The 21,588-nt window shown below is 62.2% G+C and carries 20 protein-coding genes and 2 pseudogenes; 9 read left to right on the top strand and 13 right to left on the bottom strand.

The window, feature by feature from the left end:
- The first annotated feature begins 99 nt into the window (after positions 1-99).
- Both NKJ20_RS14635 and NKJ20_RS14630 read left to right on the top strand, forming a co-directional pair.
- Positions 100-1,002 carry an alpha/beta fold hydrolase gene (locus NKJ20_RS14635; protein ID WP_352744857.1) on the top strand — a complete coding sequence of 301 codons (903 nt, stop codon included), beginning with the start codon at positions 100-102 and terminating at the stop codon, positions 1,000-1,002.
- A gap of 63 nt (positions 1,003-1,065) precedes the next feature.
- On the top strand, positions 1,066-1,476 hold the full coding sequence (locus NKJ20_RS14630) for a DUF427 domain-containing protein (protein WP_352473066.1): 411 nt from the start codon (positions 1,066-1,068) through the stop codon (positions 1,474-1,476).
- Between the two features lie 31 nt (positions 1,477-1,507).
- On the opposite strand, the gene NKJ20_RS14625 is transcribed toward NKJ20_RS14630, so the two are convergent.
- From NKJ20_RS14625 to ku, 4 genes are all read right to left on the bottom strand, one after another.
- Positions 1,508-1,924 carry an HD domain-containing protein gene (locus NKJ20_RS14625; RefSeq protein ID WP_352457823.1) on the bottom strand — a complete coding sequence of 139 codons (417 nt, stop codon included), beginning with the start codon at positions 1,922-1,924 and terminating at the stop codon, positions 1,508-1,510.
- A gap of 128 nt (positions 1,925-2,052) precedes the next feature.
- Positions 2,053-2,424: an avidin/streptavidin family protein gene (locus NKJ20_RS14620; RefSeq protein WP_352457824.1), complete on the bottom strand. Its 372-nt coding sequence runs from the start codon at positions 2,422-2,424 to the stop codon at positions 2,053-2,055.
- Between the two features lie 75 nt (positions 2,425-2,499).
- Entirely contained in the window at positions 2,500-3,900 is a 1,401-nt protein-coding gene (locus NKJ20_RS14615) for a PAS domain-containing HWE histidine kinase family protein (RefSeq protein WP_352744855.1), read from the bottom strand.
- A gap of 93 nt (positions 3,901-3,993) precedes the next feature.
- Positions 3,994-4,827 (bottom strand): non-homologous end joining protein Ku, encoded by an 834-nt coding sequence (gene ku, locus NKJ20_RS14610; RefSeq protein WP_352744852.1) that lies wholly within the window; start codon positions 4,825-4,827, stop codon positions 3,994-3,996.
- Positions 4,828-4,947: 120 nt separating this feature from the next.
- Between ku and NKJ20_RS14605 the strand changes: the two genes are divergently transcribed.
- Positions 4,948-5,412 (top strand): NUDIX hydrolase, encoded by a 465-nt coding sequence (locus tag NKJ20_RS14605; RefSeq protein ID WP_352449554.1) that lies wholly within the window; start codon positions 4,948-4,950, stop codon positions 5,410-5,412.
- A 54-nt stretch (positions 5,413-5,466) separates the two neighbouring features.
- On the opposite strand, the gene NKJ20_RS14600 is transcribed toward NKJ20_RS14605, so the two are convergent.
- Positions 5,467-6,069, bottom strand: coding sequence for an alpha-ketoglutarate-dependent dioxygenase AlkB (locus NKJ20_RS14600; protein ID WP_352744850.1), 603 nt, complete (start codon positions 6,067-6,069; stop codon positions 5,467-5,469).
- A 129-nt stretch (positions 6,070-6,198) separates the two neighbouring features.
- Here NKJ20_RS14600 and NKJ20_RS14595 point away from each other — a divergent pair, with 129 nt between their 5' ends.
- Positions 6,199-6,414 carry a KTSC domain-containing protein gene (locus NKJ20_RS14595; RefSeq protein ID WP_352449552.1) on the top strand — a complete coding sequence of 72 codons (216 nt, stop codon included), beginning with the start codon at positions 6,199-6,201 and terminating at the stop codon, positions 6,412-6,414.
- 160 nt (positions 6,415-6,574) lie between these two features.
- A pseudogene (locus tag NKJ20_RS14590) lies at positions 6,575-6,731 on the top strand (histidine kinase); the annotation flags it as partial.
- Between the two features lie 37 nt (positions 6,732-6,768).
- On the opposite strand, the gene NKJ20_RS14585 reads toward NKJ20_RS14590, so the two are convergent.
- Together NKJ20_RS14585 and NKJ20_RS14580 are read right to left on the bottom strand one after the other, a co-directional pair.
- Positions 6,769-7,950 carry an acetate/propionate family kinase gene (locus NKJ20_RS14585; protein WP_352449551.1) on the bottom strand — a complete coding sequence of 394 codons (1,182 nt, stop codon included), beginning with the start codon at positions 7,948-7,950 and terminating at the stop codon, positions 6,769-6,771.
- Positions 7,950-10,359: pseudogene (locus NKJ20_RS14580) on the bottom strand (phosphoketolase family protein). Before NKJ20_RS14580 ends, NKJ20_RS14585 begins: the two are co-directional and overlap by 1 nt.
- 302 nt (positions 10,360-10,661) lie before the next feature.
- Here NKJ20_RS14580 and NKJ20_RS14575 point away from each other — a divergent pair.
- Positions 10,662-12,662: a protein-L-isoaspartate(D-aspartate) O-methyltransferase gene (locus NKJ20_RS14575; RefSeq protein WP_352449549.1), complete on the top strand. Its 2,001-nt coding sequence runs from the start codon at positions 10,662-10,664 to the stop codon at positions 12,660-12,662.
- Positions 12,663-12,710: 48 nt separating this feature from the next.
- Positions 12,711-12,956, top strand: coding sequence for a hypothetical protein (locus NKJ20_RS14570; protein ID WP_023720508.1), 246 nt, complete (start codon positions 12,711-12,713; stop codon positions 12,954-12,956).
- 120 nt (positions 12,957-13,076) lie between these two features.
- Here NKJ20_RS14570 and NKJ20_RS14565 read toward each other — a convergent pair whose 3' ends face one another.
- From NKJ20_RS14565 to NKJ20_RS14550, 4 genes are all read right to left on the bottom strand, one after another.
- Positions 13,077-13,568, bottom strand: a complete 492-nt coding sequence (locus NKJ20_RS14565) for a DUF1772 domain-containing protein (protein ID WP_352449548.1) — start codon at positions 13,566-13,568, stop codon at positions 13,077-13,079.
- A gap of 99 nt (positions 13,569-13,667) precedes the next feature.
- A complete protein-coding gene (locus NKJ20_RS14560; RefSeq protein ID WP_352701946.1) occupies positions 13,668-15,206 on the bottom strand; it encodes a SpoVR family protein in 1,539 nt (512 codons plus the stop codon).
- Positions 15,206-16,528, bottom strand: coding sequence for a YeaH/YhbH family protein (locus NKJ20_RS14555; RefSeq protein WP_352449546.1), 1,323 nt, complete (start codon positions 16,526-16,528; stop codon positions 15,206-15,208). Before NKJ20_RS14555 ends, NKJ20_RS14560 begins: the two co-directional genes overlap by 1 nt.
- 19 nt (positions 16,529-16,547) lie before the next feature.
- On the bottom strand, positions 16,548-18,497 hold the full coding sequence (locus tag NKJ20_RS14550) for a PrkA family serine protein kinase (protein WP_352449545.1): 1,950 nt from the start codon (positions 18,495-18,497) through the stop codon (positions 16,548-16,550).
- A 271-nt stretch (positions 18,498-18,768) separates the two neighbouring features.
- Between NKJ20_RS14550 and NKJ20_RS14545 the strand changes: the two genes are divergently transcribed.
- The gene (locus NKJ20_RS14545; protein WP_352449544.1) at positions 18,769-18,930 is read left to right on the top strand and encodes a hypothetical protein; all 162 of its coding nucleotides are present in this window, start codon (positions 18,769-18,771) and stop codon (positions 18,928-18,930) included.
- Positions 18,931-18,946: 16 nt separating this feature from the next.
- On the opposite strand, the gene ocd is transcribed toward NKJ20_RS14545, so the two are convergent.
- Together ocd and rocF are read right to left on the bottom strand one after the other, a co-directional pair.
- Positions 18,947-20,014 carry an ornithine cyclodeaminase gene (gene ocd / locus NKJ20_RS14540; protein ID WP_352571844.1) on the bottom strand — a complete coding sequence of 356 codons (1,068 nt, stop codon included), beginning with the start codon at positions 20,012-20,014 and terminating at the stop codon, positions 18,947-18,949.
- Between the two features lie 3 nt (positions 20,015-20,017).
- Entirely contained in the window at positions 20,018-20,938 is a 921-nt protein-coding gene (rocF, locus tag NKJ20_RS14535; RefSeq protein ID WP_352449542.1) for an arginase, read from the bottom strand.
- A gap of 129 nt (positions 20,939-21,067) precedes the next feature.
- Between rocF and NKJ20_RS14530 the strand changes: the two genes are divergently transcribed.
- The gene (locus tag NKJ20_RS14530) at positions 21,068-21,505 is read left to right on the top strand and encodes an Lrp/AsnC family transcriptional regulator (protein WP_352449541.1); all 438 of its coding nucleotides are present in this window, start codon (positions 21,068-21,070) and stop codon (positions 21,503-21,505) included.
- The last annotated feature ends 83 nt before the right edge of the window (positions 21,506-21,588 follow it).

Raw genomic sequence — 21,588 nt, 5'->3', positions numbered from 1 at the left:
CCTCTGTCATGGAACAATCGCAGCCGCGCGCGGTTCAGCAAACTTGCGCCGAAAACGATCTGACGCCATGCGGCGTGATCGAAACGGGATGGCCGGATCATGGAAACACCCACCTTCTGCACCACGCCGTTGCTGCGCATCGCGTACATCGCCGGTGGCCCTGGAGCCGGCGCGCCCGTTCTGCTTCTCCACGGCTGGCCGAACGACGCAACCACCTTCACGCGCATTGCGCCTGTCCTGCATCGTGCCGGCTTCCGCACCTTTGCGCCGTGGCTGCGTGGGTTCGGCAAAACCACCTTCCTGTCGGACGAGACCATGCGATCCGGTGAAATTGCCGCCATGGCTCAGGACGTGATCGATTTCGCCGACGCATTTGGCCTCGGCCGTTTTGCGGTCGTAGGCCACGATTGGGGCGCGCGGATCGCTTACCTGCTCGCCTCGGTATTTCCCGAACGGATACGGTGCTGCTCGGCATTGTCGCTTGGCTGGCAGCCGGGCGAATTCGCAACGCCGCCGTTGGACCAGGTCAGGGCATTCTGGTACCAATGGTTCATGGCAACGGATCGCGGCGCCGAGATCGTTCGCCAGCAAGGCAAGGCGTTCGCGCATTTTCAATGGGAAAGCTGGAGCCCGCCCGGCTGGTTCGAGGAAGAGCTTTTTGACAGCGTTGCCGCTTCCTTCGAAAATCCCGATTGGGCCGACGTGACGTTGCACTCCTACAGGGTTCGCTGGGGCGAAGCCGATCCCGATCCGCGCTACGCCGATCTTGCCCGGCGCCAGATTTCCGCCAAGTCCATTCCCGCGCCTACTCTGACGATCCACGGCGATGCCGACCGCGTTGTGCTGCCACAATCGTCCGAAGGCAAGGAACTATACTTCACGGCCCATTACGAGCGCCAGCTTCTGGCTGGCATCGGCCACTTTCCGACGCGCGAAGCACCCGAGCGCGTTGCCGATCACCTTGTCGGGTTCCTCGACAGTTTCGGAAGAGGAGAAGCGTAGAACTGGAACCCTGACCGGCGATAGTACGTTTCGGGAAGGCAGCGCAGTCAACGGAGAAGTCGAATGCAGTCCTTAGCCGCAGATTCCGCCCCCCGCCCAGGCCCGCTCAGGATTGTCCCGTTTGATGGAACCGTGACCGTCCGGTTCTCCGATGCCATTATTGCGTCGAGCGAGCGGGCAAAGGTGCTCTATGAAGACGGCCATGATCCTGTTTTCTACATACCCTTCGAGGACATCTATTTCGACCTCTTGGAGAAGACGAACACGACGAGCCACGGCCCGCTGAAGGGCACGGCAAGCTATTGGCGTGTTCATGCGGTCGGTTCGTCGGCAGAAGACTTCATGTGGGCCTACGAGACGCCCGACACCCCGGCATTGGCGATCGCCCGCCATGGTGCGTTCGATCCCGGCAGGGCGCGGATCGACGCCGATCCCGCGGAAGACAAGCGGCACACGCCGCACGTCACCGAGTAGACCCACATCGGCGACAGCCGCCAGCTGTCCGTCAGCTCGCGAACTCTTCCCTGAGAATGCGCAGGCCGTCTTCGTATTTCGCTGTCGAGGCACCGATCTGCCGTGCCTGCCATAGATTGTCGGCGAGATCCGCGCGCTTGACCGGCAATGCCAGCGGGTTGGCCGCAGCCCTGCGAACGAACGCGGCATCGCCCTCATTCGGCCGCCGCGTCATGGCATCGACGGCCGATACGATGGACGGTCCAAACCCGGCCGCCTCAAGCCGGTCGCGGTTCCAGCCGTCGCCTTTTTCGACGACGTCGTGAAGATAGGCGATGGCTTTCTGGTCGAGCGTTTCGACGGCATCGACAACCCGACGGCAATGTTCGATATAGGGCCGCCCTGTCTTGTCAGACTGTCCGGCATGGGCCTGTTCGGCGATTTTCGCTGCGCGATAAAGCACGCTCATTGGGTCGACCCCGTAACGAACAGCGCATGTCCTGGCTAACGCGCCATCGTCAGCGCGAGTTCCGATGCACCGCGGGAACCCTGCTGCCTCACTTGCGAGCTGAATGCCGCGGCGGCGGGCCCGACACGTCAGGAGACGCGTTCAAAACTGTCGAGGCTGGTTCCAAAGGCGCGCCAGGCGGGCAGTTTCCTGGCTCGGGCCGGGGCACCTTCCTTTTCCGCCGACAAAGCGGCTTCCGCAACGGTGTGCCACAGCATCTCCAGCTTCCCATCCCTGAGAATGCCGGTATAGCTCACCGCTGCGGCTCCGACCCGCCCTTCGGCCGCGCAAGTGAAGCCGATGACGTCTCCACGGCAGGCTCCGAACAGCGGCACCGTCATCCCGAAAAAGGCGCTGTCCTCCAGCGCCGTCCGGAAGGTTCCGCTGATCCGTCCGCCCTCTTCGCTGGTCAGTTCGACCACCGACCCGTACTGATTCCGCCAGGTGCCCAGCCAACTCATCGCTGCTCCTCCTGATTGCTACCACAGGGATTGCGCTAACACACGGCCGCCAAGCCGCGGCCGAGGCAGCGGCCTTCAATCAGCCGCGATGCCAGCCATCGACATCTGAACGAAGCGCAGCGGCGCTTCCAGCGTCCAGCTGATGCCGTGCCTGGCGAATTCCAGGCGGCCGGTGCCGCTGAGCGCCTGCGGCGTGACGCGTTTGAGCACAACCGTTCCGAAACCGCGTCGCGTGTTTTCATCGACCAATGGTCCGTCCAGCTCCCGCCAGACAAGGCGGAAGCCATCGCTGCCATCGGCGGCTGGGGTCACGGTCCATTCGACCTCGACCCGTCCGTCATGGTGCGACAGCGCTCCGTGCTTTACCGAATTGGTGGCCAACTCGTGAAAGGCAATGCCGAGATATTGCACGGCGTTCGGCTGCAGCATGATCATCGGCCCGCTCATCGACAGCCGGGCCTGTGTCGCGAAGGCCTTGGTCTGGGCATGGATCAATTCGCCGATGGTCGCGCCACGCCATTCCGCATCGACCAGGAGGTCGTGCGATTCCGAAAGCGCCATGATGCGTTCCCGGACCCGTGAAAGGAAGGCCTCTGGCGTACCGGCCAGCTTGCTGGTCTCGCGGATCATCGAGACGATCACCGAATACTGGTTTTTAACGCGATGGTTGACTTCGCGCATGAGTGTGCGGATGCGCCGTTCGCTTTCCTTGTGGGGGCTGATGTCGCGCGCGATCTTGGAGGCGCCGATGATACGCCCGATGCCGTCGCGTATCGGCGAGATGGTGAGCGAAACCGGAACCAGGGTGCCGTCCTTGCGCTGCCGGATAGTCTCGTATGAAGGAATCCGTTCGCCGGCGCGAATGCGGCTGATGATCATGGCTTCCTCATCCAGGTGGTCGGGCGGGATGAGGATCGTCACCGGGCGCCCGATCGCCTCGGCGGGCGTATAGCCGAACAGGCGTTGTGCCGCGTCGTTCCAGCTGGTGATAATGCCGTTCAGGTCTTTGGACACGATGGCGTCCATCGAGGATTCGACGATGGCGGCGAGCCTTATGCCGGCGTCGTCGGCCAGCGTCTGCATGCGCAGGTCGAGCAGGGTGTTGATGGCACCGACAACCTCGCCGGCTTCATTGCGAAGCAGGACCGGATGCGCACTGAACGGGATGAGTTGGCCGTCCGGCCGCTCGGCGATGGCTCGGCCCCCACGAACGTCCCGCTCCTCGAGCAAGGCAACGGCCATTGGACACTCGTCATGCGCCATCGGTCGCCCGTCGAGGTGGCGAAGCTTCCATGACCCGCACCAGCGATCCTGGCCGATAACCGGACGATATCCCCAGAGATCGGCAGCGGCTTCGTTGAAGAAGGTAATGTAGCCTTGTTTGTCGGTGGTGTAGACGGCCACAGGCAACGCCTGCATCAGATCGGCGGAGGAAACTTGCGGGATCCCGCCAGTCCTTAGTTCAACGACGTCCACCAGTCCCCCGCTCCGCTTGGCTTGCCGACGGATTGCTACGTCATCTAAATGCGCGCGAGCGTTTTCGGTTCCGTTCGATCCGCTTTCGGACATTCAGGCTGATTTGCGTTTCGGGGCCGTTCTCGGCTTTTTGCTGGGAGCCTTGCCGCCTTCCTGCGCCAGGCTTTTGCGCAGAACATCGGCGAGATTGATGACGTTCGTCTTGGGCTCAGGTGCCGGCTTGGGCGGTTTCTTGCCCTTGCGCTTGGCCTCGATCATTGCAACCAGCGCCTGTTCATAAGTATCGTCGAACTTCGACGGGTCGAATTTGGCGGGCTTCTTGTCGATCAGCAATTGCGCGATTTCCAGCATCTCGGGATCGACCTTGCGAGCCTTCAGCCCTTCGAACACCGCGTCCGCCGCGACCACTTCATTGTGGTTGCGTAATTCCGTCATCAGCATGCCCTTGCCCAGCGGCTGGATCAGCACCTCTCGGCCTCGCTGGTACAGCACGACGCAGGAGCGGGCTGTTACCTTTTTCCTGGCCATGGCGTCCCGGATCACCGCGAAAGCCTCCGTGGAGGGCGCATCGGCCGGAACGAGATAGTAGGGTTTTTCGAGGTAGCGTGCGTCGATTTCGGCGGCAGGCACGAACTCGCCGATCTCGAGCGTATGCTGCGATACCATCTTCAGTTTCTTGATTTCGTCCGGCTCTATATGGATGAACTCACCCTTTTCGACCTCATAGCCTTTTACCTGCTCCGCCGCCGCGACCGTGTCGCCGGTCTCCTCGTCTAGATAGGCGCTCTTGACCGGGAGACCGTCCTTGCGGTTCAGGATCCTGAAATGCACTTTCTCGGCCTCGCTGACGGCACCGATGATCTTGACGCCACAGGAAACCGATCCGACTTTCATAAAGCCCTTCCAGGCAGCTCGCGGCGTCGCCATGTCGATCACTCATTTGTCGAACGGACGGAACGGCTGCGCGCGGAAATCGTTCCGCCATGGCAGGCTGTTCCACATGCCGGCCCGGACGTTCGTTTCATTTTCGTCAGGGGAAATAGCGGAATGGCCCAACGCAGCGCAGGATTGCTCATCTTTCGCCGAAGGGAAGGACATCTCCAGATCTTGCTGGTGCATCCGGGCGGCCCATTCTGGGCGACGAAGGACGACGGCGCATGGTCGATCCCGAAGGGCTTGGTCGACGAGAACGAGGACGAGCTGGCGGCGGCAAAACGCGAGGCCGAAGAGGAGCTAGGCGTCGCCATCGATGGCGTTTTCGAACACCTTGGCAGCTACAGGCAGCCGGGCGGCAAGCTCGTCATCGCATGGTGCGTCGAGGCGGATTTCGACAGCGACGCCATCAGCAGCAACACCTTTGTCATGGAATGGCCGCCAAGGTCCGGCTCGATGAAGGAATTTGCCGAAGTCGACAAAGCGGGCTGGTTCTCCCTGCCTGAAGCCAACCTCAAGATCCTGAAAGGCCAGCGCGCCATGCTGGCGGACTTTGCCGGCCGGCATGGCGACGGATGAATTTGTTTCAGCCCAGTTCTTAGGGCAGTGCTCGGGCTTCCTCACCGCTCTGCTTTAAGCGCGTTGCGGCCGCAGCGTGCGCAACGTGATCGAGTAGCGATGCTCCGCCCCCGGCGGAATGCTGTGCTCCCATTCGCTGTGCGCGGCGCCCGTCATCAGATAGGCCGATCTTGGCTCGACGGTGACCGTCTTGCGGTCCCATCGCGTGCCGTTTTTCCGCCGCAGGCGAAAGCTGCAGGCGGCCAGCAGGGAAACACCGGCGACGGCCTCGAAATGAGGCTTGTCGCGGTGCCAGCCAATACCGGCGCCCGGCCGGTACTCGTTGATCAGCACCTGCACGAAGGTCTCGGCGGGCAGGCGGGCGAAGGCTGCAACCTTTTCCCTGAGCGGCAGCAGAAAGCCGGGTATCGGCGGTGCCTCGACGACTTCGCGCCGGTCGTAATCATAACGCAGCCCAAAACCGACCACCCGCCGGTTTGCCAGATGGCCGTGAAAGTCGAAGGCCTGAAAAGGCAGGCTTGCGAGCTGGCTCGCCAACGCTGCTTCTTCGTCCGGCGTGATCAGTTCGGGCCGGTAGCGGAATCCTTCCGGCAGGTCGTCGGCGGCGGCAAAGAGATCGCCCTGGCGGGCTGCAGCCGATGTCTTGGGCGATGGCATCAACCGTATTTGGTGAAGCCGGCCCGTAGCGGCAAGGCTGCTTCGGCAGCAAGGAACCTCGCTCTCCGTGCAGGGTTATTCACATGACGATATGGAATGGAGCACTGCCGAGCATTGGACCTGTCGAGGATGCCTTCAACTGCGATCAGAAGCATCGATTACCAACCGGCGACGAGGATCCTCTCCGTATGGTTCGTCCCGAGCGGAAACCGCTATGATTACGAGGACGTGCCGCCGCAGGTCCACGCGGCATTCCGCAAAGCCTCGTCAAAGGGCCGGTTCTTCAACGAGCATATTCGCGACCGGTACAAATACCATCTGGTCGAGCAGAGCCAGTCGAGCTGAGCCTTCAGCCGCTTCTCAACCACGATCTCGGCTCTCCGCCATGCCTGGCCGCGTGGTGGCAATGAGCGGCCTTCGCAGTTGGCGAGCGACCTGATATTGATCATGGTCCCACCCGAAACATCGAAAGCTTGGAATGTCCGCCGAGCCGAAAAAACCGAGCGAAGGCGAGACCTGGCCGAAACCCGGCAAGCTCGGAGCACTGATCGCTCAATCGCTGACCGAAAAATGCCAAAGCCCGGTTCGAGGTGGATTCTGCCCCCGGCAAAGGAACGCGGGTGACCATCGTGTTCAACAGATCGGCCGCCCTCGCGACGTAGCCGGTCGAGCAAGCGCCGCCATTCGAGGCCATCCGCCTCAGCCGGGCCCCTCCATCACCTTGCGCGTGTGGCGGGCGATGACACCTTCTTCGTCGGTCGCCACGACGCGGACTTCCACCTTGCTCTCCGCCTGGCTCATCAGCGCGGCATGAGAGCTGTTGGCGGCCTCGTCGATCGCCACGCCGAGCCAGTCAAGCCTGTCGCAAATCGCTTTACGGGCCGTGGCCGAGTGCTCGCCGATGCCGGCGGTGAACACCAGGCATTCCAGCCCGCCCAGCGTGTTGGCGAGGGCGGCAACTTCCCTGGCGGCGCGGAAGGCGAAAAGCTCCACCGCTTCGCGGGCCCGGCCGTCGTCGCTGGCTTCCAGCGAGCGCATGTCGCCGGAAATACCGGACACGCCGAGCAGCCCGGATTCCTCATAGAGCATGTGCTGCAGTGCCTCTCCCGAAACGCCTCTTTCCAGCAGCAGGTACAAAAGCACGCCCGGATCGATGGCGCCGCAGCGCGTGCCCATGACCAGGCCGTCAAGCGCCGAAAAGCCCATCGTCGTATCGACGCTGCGCCCGGCGCGCATGGCGCACAGGCTCGCCCCATTGCCGAGATGGGCGACGATGGTTCTTTTCGCCGCCAGATCGGGCGATATCTGCTTGAGCCGGCCGGCGACATATTCGTAGGAAAGCCCGTGAAAGCCGTAGCGGTGGATGCCGTCTGCCTCATAGCGGCGCGGCAGCGCGAAACGGCTGACCAGAGGCTCGATGGTCCGATGGAAGGCGGTGTCGAAGCATCCGACCTGCGGCAGGTCGGGCCGCAACGCGGCAAGCGCCCGGATCGGCGCGAGGCTGCGCGGCTGGTGCAGTGGCGCAAGCGGGGTCAGCCTGTCGAGAGCCTCGACAATTGTCGGCGTCAGGCGGACAGGTTCGACGAACTCGCGTCCGCCATGGACGATGCGATGGCCGGCGGCGATCAATTTCCTTCCGCCAAGTTCGTTCTCGATCCATTGCAGCATCTGGCCGATGCCTAAATCGGGCGATGCGTCTGCTGCAAGTGGCCGATCGCACTGCACCGCCCCATCGGCGGCTTTTGCGGTCAGCCTTGGCGCATCGCCCAAATCCAGCGAACCGCGCGAGGCAAGATCCAGCTCGGCGGACGCTTCAAGATCGTAAAGCCCGAACTTGATGCTGGAAGAGCCGGCATTCAGCGCGAGGATCGATCGTCGCATCAATCGCCGGCCCTCGTCGCGCCGTCCTGCGGCCAGGACCATTTCTGGATCTCGGGCATGTCCTCGCCATGTTCGCGGACATAGGCCGTGTGCTCAGCCAATTTCCCGTGCAACGCCGCGGCAAGATCCTTCGCCCGCTCGGCCAGCCCCGGCACACGCGCGATCGCGGCGAGCGCCAGATGATAGCGGTCGAGCTGGTTGAGCACCACCATATCGAACGGCGTCGTCGTCGTGCCTTCCTCGCGAAAGCCGTGCACATGCATGTTGTCGTGGTTGGCGCGCCGGTAGGTCAGACGGTGAATGAGATAGGGATAGCCGTGATAGGCGAAGATGACCGGCTTGGCCCTGGTGAACAGCGCGTCGAACCTGTCGTCGGCAAAGCCATGCGGATGCTCGGAATTCGACTGCAAAATCATCAGGTCGACGACATTGACGACGCGGATATTCAGGTCCGGAATGCCCGAGCGCAGGATATCGGCTGCAGCCAGCGTCTCCAGCGTCGGCACGTCGCCGGCGCAGGCCAGGACCACATCCGGATCTTCGTCCTTGGCAACCGTCCCGGCCCATTCCCAGATGCCGGCGCCGGCCTGGCAGTGTGCTTCCGCGCCTTCGGCGGACAGCCATTGCGGCGCCGGCTGCTTGCCGGCGACGATGACGTTGATGCGGTTGTAGGTTTTCAGGCAATGGTCGGTGATCCACAGCAGCGTGTTGGCGTCGGGCGGGAAATAGAGCCTTACCGTGTCGGCTTTCTTGTTGGCGACGAAATCGGCAAAGCCCGGGTCCTGATGGCTGAAGCCGTTGATCCTGTCGCCAGACATGCGAGGTCAGCAGGTAGTTGAGCGAGGCGATCGGCTTGCGCCAGGCAAGTTCGCCGGAGGTCTTCAGCCATTTGGCGTGCTGGTTGACCATGGAATCGACGATGTGGACGAACGCCTCGTAGCACGAGAACAGGCCGTGGCGGCCGGTCAGCAGATAGCCCTCCAGCCAGCCTTGGCAAAGGTGCTCGCTGAGCACTTCCATGACGCGGCCGTCGCGGGAAAGATGGACGTCGTAAGGCTCGATCCGCTCCATCCAGATCCGATCCGTGACCTCGAACACATCGTCGAGGCGGTTGGAGGACGTCTCGTCCGGCCCCATCAGTCGGAAATTCCTGGCATCGGCGTTCAAGCGGATCACATCGCGAAGATAGCTTCCGACGGTCCGCGTCGCCTCTCCGACAGCACCGCCCGGACGCTGTACGTCGAGCGCCAGGCCTTTCCAGTCGGGGAGCACCAGGTCTTGTTTCAGCAGGCCGCCATTGGCGTAGGGTATTGCACCCATGCGTCTTGACCCTGTGGGCGCCAGCGCCGCGAGCTCCGGCAGGAGATGGCCGCCTTTATCGAACAGTTTTTCCGGCTCGTAACTGCGCATCCAGTCTTCCAGGATCTGGCGGTGCGCCGCATCGCCGCGTGCATTCGACACCGGCACTTGATGCGAACGCCAGAAATCCTCCACCTTCTTGCCGTCGACCTCTTTCGGCCCAGTCCAGCCCTTTGGGCTGCGCAGCACGATCATCGGCCACAGCGGCCGCTCTCCCTTCCAGCCCGCGGCTCTTGCAGGCTCCTGGATGGAGTGGATCCGGTCGAGCACGGTATCGAGCGTGCGGGCCATCTCGCGGTGCATCGTGGCAGGTTCATGACCTTCGACAAAGAAGGTCTCGTAGCCATAGCCGAGGAACAGGCTGCGCAACGCCTCGTCTTCCATGCGGCCGAGGATCGTCGGGTTGGCGATCTTGTAGCCGTTGAGATGCAGGATCGGCAGGACGGCACCGTCGGATGCCGGGTTCAGGAACTTGTTGGAATGCCAGGCCGCGGCGAGCGGGCCGGTCTCGGCTTCGCCGTCGCCGACGACGCAGGCAACCACAAGGTTCGGATTGTCGAAGGCGGCGCCGAAGGCATGGACCAGCGCATAGCCGAGCTCTCCGCCTTCGTGGATCGAGCCGGGCGTCTCCGGAGCCGCGTGGCTCGGCACTCCGCCGGGAAACGAGAACTGCCGGAACAGCTTGCGCAGGCCGTCTTCGTCCCCGCCGACCTCGGGATAGATTTCGCTGTAGGTGCCCTCGAGCCAGGTGTTCGCGACCATTGCCGGGCCGCCGTGACCCGGCCCGCAGATGAACAGGACATCGAGACCACGTTCACGGATAATCCGGTTTAAATGCACATAGATGAAATTGAGGCCGGGCGTCGTGCCCCAATGGCCGAGCAGCCGTGGCTTGATGTGCTCGGGCCGCAAGGGCTCACGCAAGAGCGGATTGTCGAGCAGATAGATCTGGCCAACCGAAATGTAGTTCGCGGCGCGCCAGTAGCGGTCCATCAGATCGACCTGGTCAAGGCCGGTTGTTTGCGCAGTGGTGCGAGCCTCGTCGTTCATGGAAATGCCTCCGGAATACCCTCGTCCGTCGTTATCTGGGGTGGCGTCGCGTCGGAGAAAGGATTTGCCTCGAAATAAGTTTGGGCGGCGTGGCCAGCGCCCGCTTGCCGATCCTGCAACCCGCCTCGCCACACAAAAGCGGGTCGGTCTTTTGGGGAACCTCGGGGCTTGCTAACGGTTAGGGAGATGCACCGCATTGCTTGAATCCAAAGGGACTGCCGAGGCCCTGAGATACGAGCCGGCCGAGGTGGCGTTGAGCAGCTTGGGCGATTGTAGCGGAGGCCCATAGGAGGAGCAAAAAGATGCTCGATCTCTCCCATGCCCGCAACCAAATGGTCGACATCCACTTGAGCCGCCGTGGCATTCGCGACCGCAATGTCCTTCAGGCGATGCGCGAGGTCCCGCGCGAGGCTTTCGTCGAGCCTGGTTTCGAAGAATTCGCCTATGAGGACGGGCCGCTGCCGATCGCCGAAGGTCAGACGATATCGCAGCCCTATATCGTTGCATTCATGATCGAAATGGCGGAGATCGGAGCCGGCGACCACGTCCTAGAGGTCGGCACCGGCTCGGGCTATGCGGCTGCCGTAATGAGCCGGATCGTCGAACGCGTCTACACGATCGAGCGCCACGCCGCGTTGGCTGAAACGGCAAGGCAGCGGTTCAAAAAGCTTGGCTACGACAATATCGAAGTCCGCACCGGCGACGGCACCAAGGGCTGGCCCGAGGCGGCACCCTTCGATGCGATCCTGGTTGCGGCCGCTGGCCCCGGCGCGCCGCTCGCCCTGCAGGAACAGCTCGACGTCGCCGGCCGGCTTGTCATCCCGGTCGGCGATGAATTCGACTCGCAGCGCCTGCTCAAGGTCACCCGCACCGGCGCCGCAACTTACACCGAGGAGGATTTCGGCGGCGTGCGGTTTGTTCCGCTGATCGGCGAGCAAGGCTGGGGCGAGCCAGGCAGCGACAGCCAAATAGCGGCCGATCTTCCGCACCGGCATCAGCGCAGGAGCAGCCTGCCGCAGATGATAGCGGCCGCCGCCGAACCGCTTCCGGATTTCGACGATCCGGCCTTCGGTGCGCTGTTCGACCGGTTTGCCGACCGCCGCGTCGTCTTGCTCGGCGAAGCCAGCCACGGCACATCTGAGTTCTATCGCGCGCGCGCGGCGATCACTCGCACGCTGATCGAGAAGCATGGCTTTACCATCGTCGCGGTCGAGGCCGACTGGCCCGATGCCGCGGCGATCGACCGCTACGTCCGCCATCGGCCGCCGCGGCCCGGCGCCGATCCGCCGTTCCAGCGCTTTCCCACCTGGATGTGGCGCAACACCGATGTCGCCGTGTTCGTCGACTGGATGCGACAGCATAATGAGCGGATCAGGCTATCCTCCCGGCGGGCCGGGTTCTATGGCCTCGACATCTACAATATGGGTGGATCGATAGCGGCGGTCCTGCAATATCTCGATCGGGTCGACCCACAGGCCGCAAGGATCGCGCGCGAACGCTATGGCTGCCTGACGCCGTGGCAGAACGACCCGGCCACCTATGGCCGTGTCGCACTCACCTCCGGTTACCAGAAATGCGAGAAGGCCGTGCTCGAGCAATGCCGGGAACTGCTTTCCAGAGAGCTCGACTACGCGCAGCAGGACGGCATCGATTTCCTCGACGCGAGCCAGAATGCCCGCCTGGTCGCCTCCGCCGAGCGTTATTACCGCACTATGTATTATGGCGGCGCGCAATCCTGGAACCTGCGCGACACCCATATGTTCGAAACGCTGGAGCACCTGCTGCAGGCCCGCGGCCCGAACGCCAAGGCGGTGGTGTGGGCACATAATTCCCATATCGGCGATGCCCGCTACACCGAGATGGGGATCGTCAGGGACGAACTGAACATCGGCCAGCTCTGCCGCCAGCGTTTTGGCGACGAGGTTGCCTTGATCGGGCTCAGTACGCATTCCGGGACGGTGGCCGCCGCCACCGACTGGGACGGCGACATGGAAGTGAAACCGGTTCGGCCTTCCCACAACGACAGCTATGAGCGGCTTTGCCACGACAGCGGCGTCTCGCCTTTCCTGCTCGATTTCGAGCGCGACGACACGCTGCGCGAACGGCTTCTGGAGCGCCGGCTGGAACGCTTTATCGGCGTCATCTACCGGCCCGAAACCGAGCTCCACAGCCATTATGCGGACGCCTCGCTCGCCCGCCAGTTCGATGCTTTCGTCTGGTTCGATGAAACCAGTGCCGTGACGCCGCTTGGGCCGGAACATGTTGGGACAGGCCTTCCCGAGACCTATCCTTTCGGGCTGTAGCGAATTTGGACCCTGGCAAAGCGGAAAATCAAAAGAAGGAGGTCACCGATGGCCGGAAAAAAGACTCATGAGCAGCAATTGCGCATTATCGAAGAGCGCGAGAACACGAAAAACGCCGGCAAGGATTTCGACGCGGAAGCGGATTTGAAAAAGACCAGGCAAGAGCGCGAGGCGTTCCGGCGCGGTGCCGAGCTCAGATCGGACCCGAAGGACATTGCCGATCCCGACGACCGCAACATCATCCGCGGCGAGCACCAGGAAAGCGCCCACAACAAGCATCGCGCCGACCGCTGAAATGGCAGGATCGCTTGACGTTAAGACAATACGGCCGCCGGGTCCGTTCTCTGATCTGACGGATGCAGCGTTCGTAGCCGCAAATTGGCGGACGAGGGCGCCGTCTTGATCTCCTCGGCGCTATTCGGCAAAAAATGTCGCGGCGATAGCAATTGAGACGAGGCTCAGCATCGCCAGGCCTGCCCTGGCGACATGCGAAGCCTCCCAGACGTTGCGCAAGTCTCTCCAGTCGCCGGTCTGCTTTCGAGAGAACATTGAAAAAAACGTCGCGGCTGATTGCGGCATGGCAACGTCTTGCACCCAGAAATTATTGACGGGATGCGTGATCAACCAATAGGTCGCATGTTCCGCCAGCAGGAAGGCAAGCGCCGCCAGGGTCCACCAGAATCGAGCGCTTGGATAAGGCGTCAGGTAGAGCAGGATGGCGAGGGCAATGATGCCGCCGATTTCGGCGAAGCCGCCGATCGTGAAGCCGGGATAATAGATCGCCTGCACTGATTTGTAGGTGGCCTCCTTGAGGCGCAACTTGCCGGGCAATTCCAGTGCGTGCGCGAGCGAGAGCGCCATCGAGACGGCGACCAGAAGAAGGGTGGCGATCATCAATGCGCGCATGCTCCTGCTCCCGACCATGTCAAGGTGCGCGCGTAGATAGGGTCGTTGGTGATCCGGAAAAGGCAACGACACCCGACTTCGCCGGCAAGTCCGGTTCGGTCATTCCCCGATCTGGCTGGTCGACCGTTCGTGGACTGTGGCGCCGGTCTGCGCGTCGACCGCGGCCATGCTGACCTCGTAGCCCCAGAGCTTGCGGATATGGCGCAGCGTGGCGTCGCGGCTGCCGCCTTCCAGCACTATGCCGTCCTTGACCTTATGCTGCAGGCGCAGATGCCGATCGCCGAGCAGGTCCACGTCCACCACCTGGATGTCCGGCCGGCTGGCGCCGATGTCGTAGCTGTGGGCGAGTGCGGCGCGGATGCTCTCGTAGCCGCGCTCATTGTGTATCGAGGCGACTTCGTAGTGCGGATCGTTGGCCGCATCGGCAAGCACAAAGAACCGCCATTTCCGGATCAGGGTAGGGCTCAGATACTGGCGGATGAAGGACTCGTCGCGATGGTTGGCCCAGGCGTCCAGCAGGGTCTGGCGCCAGTCGCCATTGCCGGCGATATCGGGAAACCAGTCGCGGTCCTCGGCGGTCGGCGCGGTCGAGATGCGCTGGATGTCCTGCATCATGTCGAGGCCCAGCGCGTAAGGGTTGATGCCGGAAAAGCGCGGATCGTCGAAGCCCGGCTGGAAGATCACGTTCGAATGGTTGCGCAGCACTTCCAGCATGGCGCCTTCGCCGATCAGGCCGCGGTCGAACAAAAGGTTCATCAGCGTGTAATGCACGAAGGTGGCGCAGCCCTCGTTCATCACCTGCGTTTGGCGCTGCGGATAGAAATACTGCGCGATGACGCGGACGATCCGGATGACCTCACGCTGCCAGGGTTCCAGGATCAGGCTGTTCTTCTCAAGGAAATAAAGCAGGTTTTCCTCGGGCAGCTTGAGCGATTTCTTGCGCTCCGCCATTGTATCCGTCTCGCGGGGCTTGGTGCCGTCCTTCGAAGGCGGCAGCGTGCGCCATAGGTCATTGTAGGAACGCTCCTCGTATTCCAGGCGCTCGCGAACGCCCTCGCGCTGCTTTTCCGACGACAGTTTCGGCGGCCGGTGATATCTGAACACGCCCTGTTCCATCAGCGCATGTGCGGCATCGAGGATCTCTTCCACCGCATCGACGCCATGCCGCTCCTCGCAGCGGGCAATGTAGCCCTTGGCGAAGTCGAGATAGCTGAGGATGGCGCTGGCATCCGTCCACTGCTGGAACAGATAATTGTTCTTGAAGAAATGGTTATGGCCGAGTGCCGCGTGCGCCGTCACCAGGGCCTGCAGAGCCATGGTGTTTTCCTCCATCAGATAGACGATGCAGGGATTGGAATTGATGACGAGTTCATAGGCCAGCCCCCGTCCGCCTTTGCGATAGAGCAATTCCTGGTAGAGGTAGTGCTTGCCGAACGACCAGTGCCGGTACATCAGCGGCATGCCGACAGAGGAATAGGCGTCGAGCATCTGTTCTGAGGAGATGATCTCCATCTGCACCGGATAGACGTCGAGGTGGAGCTCTTCCGTGGCGACCGCCTCGATGGTCTCGTAGGCACGCGACAGCGTCCTGAAATCCCAGTCGGAACCGGAAAACAGCAACCCGGATTTGCTCGCCATCAGCCCCCTCTTTCAGCGCTCTTTTGATAACCCGGCTGTCTGGCGAAGAGCTGGCGGAAAACCGGGTAGATGTCGGCCGCCGTGGCGATGCGGCTCATCTGGAAGTTCGACCATCTCAGCTTGACCGCACTGTAGGCACGCCACAGCGACGTGCCGTTGTCGGTGGCGCCGAAGATGTGGCTCTCACGCTCGTCGAGGATCTCGACATAGGCGAAATACTGGCAAAGCCGCATGATCTGTTCGTCGAGAAGGGTGATGCAGCGCTCCGAATCGGTGACGAAATTGTCGCCGTCCGAGGCCTGGGCGACATAGATGTTCCATTCGCGGCTGGGATAGCGTTGCTCGACGATGCGGTGCATCTCCTCGAGCGCCGTGGAAACCACCGTGCCGCCGCTCTGAGTGTTGTAGAAGAAGGTTTCCTCGTCCACCTCCTGCGCCTCGTGCGTGTGGCGAATGAAGACCACCTCGGTGCGGTCATAGCGCCGTTTCAGGAACAGGTGCAGCAGCACGAAAAAGCGCTTGGCCAGATCTTTCTCGCGTTCGCCCATCGAACCGGACACGTCCATCAGGCAGAACATCACCGCATTGGCGTTCGGCACCGGCTGGGCGTCGAAGCGGTTGAAGCGGATATCGACCGGATCGACAAAGGCGATCCGCTTGCGGCGGCGCTCCAGCCGCTCAAGCTCTTCCTGAAGCGCCACGATGCGCTGCCGCATCTCGGCGTTTTGCGGCTTCGCCTCCAGCGTCGCGATCTCCTGCGCGACAGCGTCGACCGCCTCCTGCTTGGGGCGCCTGAGCGCTATGCGGCGGCCATGGCTGTTGCGCATCGTGCGTCCGACATTGATGTTGGTCGGCGAGCCGGTCGCGGCGAAGCCGGCCCGGCGCGGCTTGAAGGCGAGGATCTCCTTGAGGTTGAGCTTGACCATATCAGGCAGTTCGAGGTCTTCGAAAAAGAGGTCGAGCACCTCCTCGCGCGACAGCACGAAACGGAAATCGTCCTCCGATTCGGTTCTCCCCGGGGCGGATCCCATGCCGCCGCCCTGGCCGGGTTTAGGCAGCCGGTCGCCTGGGGCAAAATGCTTGTTGCCGGGCAGGACGTGCTGGCGGCTGCCGCTGTTCCGGGCATCCTTGAAGCTCGGCTCGCCGGTGCCTCGCGCCGGCATCGAAACGGCATGCTCGGCGTCCACGTCGGCGATCTTGCCGGTGCGGATCTGATCGCGGATGGTGCGCTTCAACTCTTCGCGCGCCCGCCGCAGGAAACGCTGCCGGTTGCCGAGGCTTTTGTCCTTCGGGTTCAGTCGGCGATCGATGAAGATCGGCATATGTTACCCCGGGCTGGCTTCAACCCGCCTTGTTCACCCGCATGTACCAGTCCACCAGCCGGCGGACCTGGCGCTCGGTGTAGCCGCGCTGGATCATCCGCTGCACGAATTCGGTATGCCGCTTCTCCGTCACGCTGTCCTGCTTGGAGCCGAAGCTGATCACCGGCAGCAGATCTTCGACCTGCCCGAACATCCGCTTCTCGATGACTTCGCGCAGCTTTTCGTAGCTTGTCCATGATGGGTTGCGGCCGTGGTTTCTGGCCCGCGCGCGCAGCGTGAACTTCACCACTTCGTTGCGGAAGTCCTTGGGATTGGCGATGCCGGCCGGCTTTTCGACCTGCGACAGTTCGTTGTCCAGAACCTCGCGATTGAGGATCTGGCCGGTATCGGTATCCTTGTAGTCCTGATCCTCGATCCAGGCATCGGCATAGGCGATGTAGCGGTCGAACAGGTTCTGGCCGTATTCGCTATAGGATTCCAGATAAGCCTTCTGGATCTCGTGGCCGATGAACTCGGCATAACGGGTCGCCAGCTCGGACTTTATGAAATCGAGATAGTCCGCCTCTGTTTCCTTCGGGAACTGCTCGCGCTTGATCGCCTCTTCCAGGATGTACATCAGATGCACCGGATCGGCGGCCACCTCTTCGGTGTCGTAGTTGAAGGTCTGCGACAGGATCTTGAAGGCGAAGCGGGTGCTGACGCCGGTCATGCCTTCATCGACACCGGCCGCGTTTCGGTACTCCTGGACCGACTTCGCCTTGGGATCGGTTTCCTTGAGGTTCTCGCCGTCATAGACGCGCATCTTGGTGTAGAGCGGCGAATTGTCGTGTTCGGCCAGGCGGGTCGAAACGGTGAACCGGCTGAGGATATCGAGCACTTCCGGAGCGCAGGGGCTGTTAGCCAATTCGCTTTCGCGCAACAGCTTCTCGTAGATCTGCCGCTCTTCGGTGACCCGCAGGCAATACGGCACCTTGACCACCAGGATACGGTCGAGGAACGCCTCGTTGTTCTTGTTGTTCTTGAACTGCAGCCATTCCGATTCGTTGGAATGGGCAACGATGATGCCCTGATAGGGGAAAGCGCCGAAATTCTCGGTGCCGTTGTAGCTGCCTTCCTGGGTCGCGGTCAGCAGCGGATGCAGCACCTTGATCGGCGCCTTGAACATCTCGACGAATTCGAGCAGTCCTTGCGTGGTCCGGTTCAGCCCGCCGCTATAGGAATAGGCATCCGGATCGGACTGGCTGAAGTTTTCCAGCTGCCTGATGTCGACCTTGCCGACCAGGGCCGAAACGTCCTGGTTGTTCTCATCGCCCGGCTCGGTCTTGGCGATGCCGATCTGGCGAAGCCTGGACGGCATCAGCTTGACGACGCTGAATTTGGAGATGTCGCCGGACAATTCGTCGAGGCGCTTGGCCGCCCAGGGCGAGATCAGGCCGTTCAGTCGCCGCCGGGCGATGCCGTATTTGTCCTCCAAAAGGTCGCCCATGCGATCGGGGTCGAACAGCCCGAGCGGCGATTCGAACACTGGGCTGACCTGGCCGCCGACCTTCAGCGTATAGATCGGACGCTGCTCCATCAGCCTTTTCAGCTGCTCCGCAAGCGAGGACTTGCCGCCGCCGACCGGGCCGAGGAGATAGAGTATCTGCTTGCGTTCCTCGAGCCCTTGCGAGGCATAGCGGAAATAACCGGCGATACGCTCGATCGTATCCTCCATACCGTAAAAGTCGGCGAAGGTCGGATAGATCTTGATCGTCCGGTTCGAAAAAATACGGCCAAGCCGCTCGTCCTTGCTGGTATCGACAAAGGTCGGCTCGCCAATCGCCTCGACCATCCGCTCGGGCGCCGAGGCGTACATCGACTTGTCCTCGCGGCAGGCAAGCAGATATTGCTGGAGGCTTATCTCCTCCTGCGCCGCATTCTTGTAAACCTCGGAAAACAGATCGAAGACGTCGGATTGATTCTCACGCATGGTATTCCTAGCCCCGGAGCCGGTGTGGCTGCACGTTTGTCTCTTGAACAACCAAATGTCGGAAAGCCCTTGTGGTTCCCTTCACTTTGCAGAGAGTGCCTGTGACCGAATGATAAGACTCTAGATAAGGGCATCCTGAGTGCAGACAAGGCGTGGAACGCCCCGCTCGAAGCATTAAATCCTGAATCGCGCCACGCCGTGCGGGCGACCTCCGATAAGACGGAGGAACGGTTCTGGTCCTTCCCGGTTGTGAAGGAAAGGAGACGGTTCGATGTTTGAGACTAGTTTGTGGTTGCTCGTTGTTGCAGGCGGTCCACTGCTGCTGGCAATCCTGATCGCCTACGCCCTGCTCACCCAGCGTCGTCGCAGCCCGGCGGAGCGCAGGGAAAGCGACCGCGCCACCGAGCGCCTGTACCAGGAAAAGAAGGACTGACCGACAGGATCGCAGCTCAGCTGCCGGCAACCGCCAGCCCGGCCACTTTTTCGGCGCGCAGCAGCATGCCGAACAGGTCACGCGGTTCATCGGGATCGGCCAGAAGGTCTAGTTCCTCGTAAAGGCCGGTCCGCTGAAGCTGATCGCGGACGTAGCGCAGCGCGGAAAAATCCTCGATCGCAAAGCCGACGGAATCAAACAGCGTGATCTGTCCGGCGTCCGTCCGGCCTGCTGCCTTTCCTGTCATCACCTGCCACAATTCGGTGATCGGATGGTCCGCATCGAGCTGCTGGCTCTCGCCTTCGATGCGCGTCTGCGGCGGATACTCGACGAAAATATTCGAGCGCAGCAGAATGTCGCGATGCAGCTCGGTCTTGCCCGGGCAGTCGCCGCCGACCGCGTTGATGTGCACGCCGGACCCGACCATGTTGTCGGTCAGGATTGTTGCCGACCGCTTGTCGGCGGTCACCGTGGTGATGATCTCTGCACCTTCGACGGCCTCCTGCGCCGACGCGCAGAGCTTGATGTCGAAACCCATGCCGGCAAGGTTCTTCATGCATTTGGTCGAGGCCGCCGGGTCGATATCGTAGAGGCGCAGCCTGTCGACGCCAAGCAGCGCCTTGAACGCAATCGCCTGGAATTCCGATTGCGCGCCATTGCCGATGATCGCCATGCACCGGGCGGCCTTGGGAGCGAGGTATTTCGCGGCAACCGCCGAGCTGGCCGCCGTTCGCAGGGCGGTCAGGATGGTCATTTCCGAAAGCAGCATCGGATAGCCGTTGCCTACATCGGCAAGCACGCCGAAAGCGGTCACGGTCTGACGGCCGTCACGCGTGTTCTTCGGATGCCCGTTGACATATTTGAAGCCGTAAAGCTGCCCGTCGCTGGTCGGCATCAGCTCGATGACGCCGTCAATGCTGTGCGAGGCGACGCGCGGCGTCTTGTCGAACAGCTCCCAACGCCTGAAATCCTCTTCGATATAGGCGGCGAGTTCGACCAGAAAACGCTCGATGCCGATGGCAAGCACCAGCTTCATCATGCGGTCGACGCTGACGAATGGAACGATGTTCAAATTGACGGTCATGGCTTAGAACCCCCTCGTCGGGCGATCCATGATCCGCCGGCCCATCAGGCTTGCGGTCAGGTCGACCAAAAGCGTGGCGGTGCGGCCGCGCTCGTCAAGAAAAGGGTTGAGCTCGACCAGGTCGAGACTGCTGACGAGGCCGCTGTCATGCAGCATTTCCATCGCCAGATGCGCCTCGCGGAAGGTGGCGCCGCCGGGAACGGTGGTGCCCACCGCCGGGGCGATCGACGGGTCGAGAAAATCGACGTCGAGACTGACATGGAGCATGCCGTTGGCGGCGCTCACCCGTTCGAGAAAGGCGCGAAGCAGTTGCGCGATGCCGTGCTCGTCGATCGAACGCATGTCGTGGACCGTCACGCCGGCTCTGCGCAATGCATCCCTTTCCGCCAGGTCCACGCTGCGGATCCCCAGCGCGCATATGCGAGCCGGCTCCACCTGCGCTGCAAGGCGGGGGAAATAGCCCTCGAAGCCGGGCTGCCCGCTGGCATAGGCGAGCGGCACACCATGCAAATTGCCGCTGGTCGTCGTGTCGAGCGTATGAAAATCGGGGTGCGCATCGAGCCACAGCACGAAGAGCGGCCGGCCGGCATTCGCCGCCCGGCGGGCAATGCCGGCGAGCGTGCCGGCCGAAATGCTGTGGTCGCCGCCGAGAAAGATCGGCATCGCATCGGCGCTCGCGGCATAGGCCGTTTCGCTGATTGCCGCCGTCCAGGCCGCAATTTCCGGCAGCGCCTTCACCGCCGCGTTGCCGTGTACGACAGGACGCATGTCGGCAGGGACGATCGTTCCGAGGTCGGTCAACGTATGGCCGAGCTCGGTCAGTGCGCCGGCCAGGCCGGCCGTGCGCAGCGCACTCGGCCCCATCTCGCAGCCCATGCGGCCTGAGCCGGCCTGGATCGGCGCCCCAACGATCGTGCAATGCATTTGTCATACCCCGCCAATTACGATGCCTTTATTGAAGCCGGCATCGCTGGCAGAATGAACATGTCAAATTGGCAAATTTGTCGAAGTGCCTTACCATAGCGGCAGCATCTACTTCCGTTGTGAGCAATCATGGACCGCCTCGACGAGCAGATCATCACCTCTTTGCGGCACGACGCCCGGCGCAGCATTTCCGACCTTGCCGTTAGCCTGGGTGTCTCCCGGGCAACGGTAAGGTCCCGGATCGAGCGGCTTGAAAGAGACGGCGTCATCGTCGGCTACACCGTCATTCTGCGCGCCGACGCGGTCGATCAGCGCGTGCGTGGCATCATGATGATCGAGATCGAAGGCCACGCCGCCGATCGCGTCATTCGGGCGCTGGGCGGCTTCTCCGAGGTCTCGACCATCCACACCACCAATGGCCGGTGGGACCTGGTGATAGAACTCGGAACCCAGACCCTGAGCGAGTTCGACGCGGTGCTGAGACGTATCCGCCTGATCCCCGGAATTACCGGCAGCGAAACAAGCCTGCTCCTGGCAACGCCGCGCACCACCAAGGCGCGGCTGTGACCTTCGAGGAACCGCCTTGGACCTGTAGCGATAACGAAATCCGAAGCCACGGAACCTTCAATTGCCGCCGCGGTTAGAGCAAT

It is taken from the genome of Mesorhizobium sp. M0185 (genome assembly GCF_040322175.1).
Classification (GTDB): Bacteria; Pseudomonadota; Alphaproteobacteria; order Rhizobiales; family Rhizobiaceae; genus Mesorhizobium.
Note: the sequence above shows the minus strand (reverse complement) of the source record. Positions and strands in the feature narration are given on the sequence as shown.

Bases quoted from the DNA above. Each gene is read 5' to 3' on its own strand.
- NKJ20_RS14575 (WP_352449549.1), top strand. From the start codon at position 10,662: ATGCTCGATCTCTCCCATGCCCGCAACCAAATGGTCGACATCCACTTG.
- NKJ20_RS14570 (WP_023720508.1), top strand. From the start codon at position 12,711: ATGGCCGGAAAAAAGACTCATGAGCAGCAATTGCGCATTATCGAAGAG.
- NKJ20_RS14560 (WP_352701946.1), bottom strand. From the start codon at position 15,206: ATGGCGAGCAAATCCGGGTTGCTGTTTTCCGGTTCCGACTGGGATTTC.
- ku (WP_352744852.1), bottom strand. From the start codon at position 4,827: ATGGCGACGCCGCGAGCTGCCTGGAAGGGCTTTATGAAAGTCGGATCG.
- NKJ20_RS14595 (WP_352449552.1), top strand. From the start codon at position 6,199: ATGCCTTCAACTGCGATCAGAAGCATCGATTACCAACCGGCGACGAGG.
- NKJ20_RS14530 (WP_352449541.1), top strand. From the start codon at position 21,068: ATGGACCGCCTCGACGAGCAGATCATCACCTCTTTGCGGCACGACGCC.
- NKJ20_RS14625 (WP_352457823.1), bottom strand. From the start codon at position 1,924: ATGAGCGTGCTTTATCGCGCAGCGAAAATCGCCGAACAGGCCCATGCC.
- NKJ20_RS14550 (WP_352449545.1), bottom strand. From the start codon at position 18,497: ATGCGTGAGAATCAATCCGACGTCTTCGATCTGTTTTCCGAGGTTTAC.
- NKJ20_RS14605 (WP_352449554.1), top strand. From the start codon at position 4,948: ATGGCCCAACGCAGCGCAGGATTGCTCATCTTTCGCCGAAGGGAAGGA.
- NKJ20_RS14635 (WP_352744857.1), top strand. From the start codon at position 100: ATGGAAACACCCACCTTCTGCACCACGCCGTTGCTGCGCATCGCGTAC.
- NKJ20_RS14620 (WP_352457824.1), bottom strand. From the start codon at position 2,424: ATGAGTTGGCTGGGCACCTGGCGGAATCAGTACGGGTCGGTGGTCGAA.
- NKJ20_RS14600 (WP_352744850.1), bottom strand. From the start codon at position 6,069: ATGCCATCGCCCAAGACATCGGCTGCAGCCCGCCAGGGCGATCTCTTT.
- NKJ20_RS14630 (WP_352473066.1), top strand. From the start codon at position 1,066: ATGCAGTCCTTAGCCGCAGATTCCGCCCCCCGCCCAGGCCCGCTCAGG.
- NKJ20_RS14565 (WP_352449548.1), bottom strand. From the start codon at position 13,568: ATGCGCGCATTGATGATCGCCACCCTTCTTCTGGTCGCCGTCTCGATG.
- NKJ20_RS14555 (WP_352449546.1), bottom strand. From the start codon at position 16,528: ATGCCGATCTTCATCGATCGCCGACTGAACCCGAAGGACAAAAGCCTC.
- ocd (WP_352571844.1), bottom strand. From the start codon at position 20,014: ATGACCGTCAATTTGAACATCGTTCCATTCGTCAGCGTCGACCGCATG.
- NKJ20_RS14585 (WP_352449551.1), bottom strand. From the start codon at position 7,950: ATGCGACGATCGATCCTCGCGCTGAATGCCGGCTCTTCCAGCATCAAG.
- rocF (WP_352449542.1), bottom strand. From the start codon at position 20,938: ATGCATTGCACGATCGTTGGGGCGCCGATCCAGGCCGGCTCAGGCCGC.
- NKJ20_RS14545 (WP_352449544.1), top strand. From the start codon at position 18,769: ATGTTTGAGACTAGTTTGTGGTTGCTCGTTGTTGCAGGCGGTCCACTG.